Source organism: Stieleria sp., from assembly GCF_041595215.1.
Taxonomy (GTDB): Bacteria; Planctomycetota; Planctomycetia; order Pirellulales; family Pirellulaceae; genus Stieleria; species Stieleria magnilauensis.
The window spans coordinates 1-3,061 of record NZ_JBFHKV010001029.1 but is presented as its reverse complement, the minus strand read 5'-3'; the positions used below and the strand labels follow the sequence as shown (position 1 = coordinate 3,061).

At 60.0% G+C, this 3,061-nt stretch carries 2 protein-coding genes and 1 pseudogene; 1 reads left to right on the top strand and 2 read right to left on the bottom strand.

The window, feature by feature from the left end:
* A pseudogene (locus tag ABX749_RS27630) lies at window positions 1-784 on the top strand (hypothetical protein); the annotation flags it as partial.
* An 86-nt stretch (window positions 785-870) separates the two neighbouring features.
* Here the strand turns inward: ABX749_RS27630 and ABX749_RS27625 are convergent.
* Complete coding sequence (locus ABX749_RS27625) at window positions 871-1,209, bottom strand: tetratricopeptide repeat protein (RefSeq protein WP_145207296.1); 339 nt, start codon at window positions 1,207-1,209, stop codon at window positions 871-873.
* Window positions 1,210-1,221: 12 nt separating this feature from the next.
* Window positions 1,222-3,061 (bottom strand): aconitate hydratase (locus ABX749_RS27620; RefSeq protein WP_372898869.1); only part of this gene is annotated, 1,840 nt, incomplete at its 5' end.

Below are 3,061 nucleotides of genomic sequence, written 5' to 3'. Positions count from 1 at the left end.
GGACAATGTCCGCGTCACGATGGCCTATGATCCACAGCTGCGCCCGGTCGGTGCAACGGACCAATACCTCTCCGAGCCGCGCAGCGGTCAGTACATGCTTGAGTGGATGATCCCACGACTGGAACCCGAAACCAGCGAGACACTGGAAGCCAATTTCCAGGTGATCGGTACGAATCCAAGAAGCAGCGTGGTGTTAGCGGTTGAGTCGCAACAAGGCGCCCGGGCCAGCGAACAGGTGCAGTTTGAAATCTTGCCGTCGGCGGTCCGGCAACCCGAACCCGCTCCGGCCGCGCCCAACACCCTGCCCCCGGCGACCGCTCCACCGATGATCCCCGGACCGCCAACACGACCCGCGCCGACTCAGGATCCCACGCCGCGGCCGGCTCCCAGCCAGCCCGCCCAGCCACAATCATTGGGTCTGTCGATCACGGGTCCCAGCACAGCCGTGTTCGTCAATCAACCGATCCGCTACGACTTGCGCGTCACCAATCCGTCGTCACAGCAAGACGGCAACGTCAGCATTCGATTTAATCTGCCCGACGGCGTGCAAGTGGTGCGCGTCACGCAACCGCTAAGCCCCGAGTTGGGCGAATTCAGTCCCAACGGAGGATACATCTATCTGAAAGACATCGGGACGCTGAGACCGTTTGAATCGATCGACTACCTGATCTTGTTGACGTGCAATCAACCGAAGACGTTCACGATCACCGCTGAAGCGGTCAGTCGCGGAAAGCCGTTGGGCGCGCGGTCTCAAGTGACGACCCAAGTCGTCTCGGATCAGTAAGCAAGCCGCCTCATCGGCACGCGTCCGCTCCTCCCAGCACGCGGCGTCAGCCAGTGGCGCGTGCTCAATCGTTAGCGATTGGCATCTCAGGACTGCGATTGCAGCATCTGAGCCTTCGCCATCGCTTCTTCGGCTTTGGCGATGTACTGCTGCTCCTGGGTACCGGCCCAGGCGCGTTGGTACGTCACGCTCATGGCGGTGAAGTTGAACGGATCGTTCGGTTCCAATTCACACGCTTTTTCGCCGTGTCGGATCGCCTCGTCGTGCTGTCCGGTCTTGGTGTAGACGCGGGCGAGGGCGAGGTGCCCGAGCACAAACGAATCGTCTTCCTGGAGAATCGAATTCAAACCTTCGATCGCTTCGCTGAACTTCTCGTCGTCGATCAGTTTTTCGACGTCGTTGTACTGACTGTGAATGTCACTCATGGTTGATAAAAATTAAGCCTGGGCCAGATTTCGGAGGACGGTCGGGAGGATCCCGCCGTTGCGGTAGTACTGCAGTTCGACCGGGGTGTCGATCCGCACGATGCAATCAAAGGTGTTGACGGTGCCGTCTGCGGCAGTTGCCGTGACCTTGATGGTGCTACGGGGCTCGAGGTCATCCGACAGATCGGGGATCGAGAATGTTTCTTCGCCGGTCAAGCCGAGCGCCTGCCACGTTTTTCCGTCGGCGAATTCCAACGGCAACACGCCCATGCCGACGAGATTGCTGCGGTGAATCCGTTCATAGCTCGCCGCGATCACTGCTTTGACGCCTAACAACATCGTGCCTTTGGCCGCCCAGTCGCGGCTGCTGCCGGTGCCGTACTCGGTACCGGCCAAGACGACCAACGGAGTGCCTTCCTTTTGGTACCGCATCGACGCGTCGTAAATGCTGGTCACCTCGTCGGTAGGCAAGTATCGGGTGACACCGCCCTCGGTTCCCGGCGCCAGTTGGTTGCGGATGCGAATGTTGGCAAACGTGCCGCGAACCATCACACGGTCGTTACCGCGTCGTGAACCAAAACTGTTGAATTCCTTGATCGGAACGCCGACTTCTTGCAGGAACTTACCGGCAGGGCCGTCGGAAGCGATCGCACCGGCCGGAGAGATGTGGTCGGTGGTGACCGAATCGCCCAGCAACACCAGACATCGTGCGCCTTCGATCGGACCGATCGGGGGAACCGCATCCCCGGTCACGTGATCCAAGAATGGCGGATGGTGGATGTACGTGCTCTCTTCACTCCATGGGTAAATCGCACCTTCGGCGGCATCGATCGCGTTCCACAACTCGTTCCCTTCGACGGCCTCGTTGTACTGGCGAGTGAACATCTCAGGATCGATCGAGGTTTGGATGGTCTCCAAAATCTCTTCCGCCGACGGCCAAATCTCTTTCAAGAAGACATCGTTGCCCTTGGCGTCTTTGCCCAAGGGTTCGGTGACCAGATCGATGTCCGTGGTTCCGGCCAGAGCGTAGGCGACCACCAGCGGCGGGCTCGCCAAATAGTTGGCTCGTGTCAACGGATTGACGCGGCCTTCAAAGTTACGGTTTCCGCTCAGCACGGCCGACGCGACCAGATCGCCCGACTCGATCGCTTCGGCGACCGGTGCCGGCAACGGACCGCTGTTACCGATGCAGGTCGTGCAACCATAGCCGACGGTGTGGAACCCGAGCGTCTTGAGCGGCTCGGTCAGTCCGGCTTTGTCCAAGTACTCGGTGACGACACGGGAACCCGGCGCCAAACTGGTTTTGACATGCGACGGAACCTTCAATCCTCGCTCGGCCGCTTTCTTGGCCAACAACCCCGCGCCGATCATCACCGACGGGTTACTGGTGTTGGTACAGGACGTGATCGCAGCGATCACGACAGCGCCGTGTCCGATCTGGCTACTCTTTCCGTTGTCTTGGATCGTGCCCTTGTGGTCCAGATCACCCGGCTCGAGCCCGAACCCGGTCTTGCCGATCGGCGCAGTCAGGGCTTCGTTGAAGGCCGATTTCATGTTGGAAAGCGAAATCCGATCCTGCGGACGCTTCGGACCGGCCAAGCTCGGTTCGACGGTGCCCAAATCCAGCGACAGCGTCTTGGTGTAGTTCAGGGTGGGACCATCATCGGTCCGGAACAGCCCCTGTTCTTTGCAATAACGTTCGACCAGTTGCACGCCGGTTTCTGGACGACCGGTTTGACGCAAATAAGTCAGTGTCACGTCGTCGACGGGGAAGAAGCCCATCGTCGCGCCGTATTCGGGTGCCATGTTGGCGATCGTCGCCCGGTCGGCAACGCTCATCGCGTTCATCCCG

Bases quoted from the DNA above. Each gene is read 5' to 3' on its own strand.
- ABX749_RS27625 (WP_145207296.1), bottom strand. From the start codon at position 1,209: ATGAGTGACATTCACAGTCAGTACAACGACGTCGAAAAACTGATCGAC.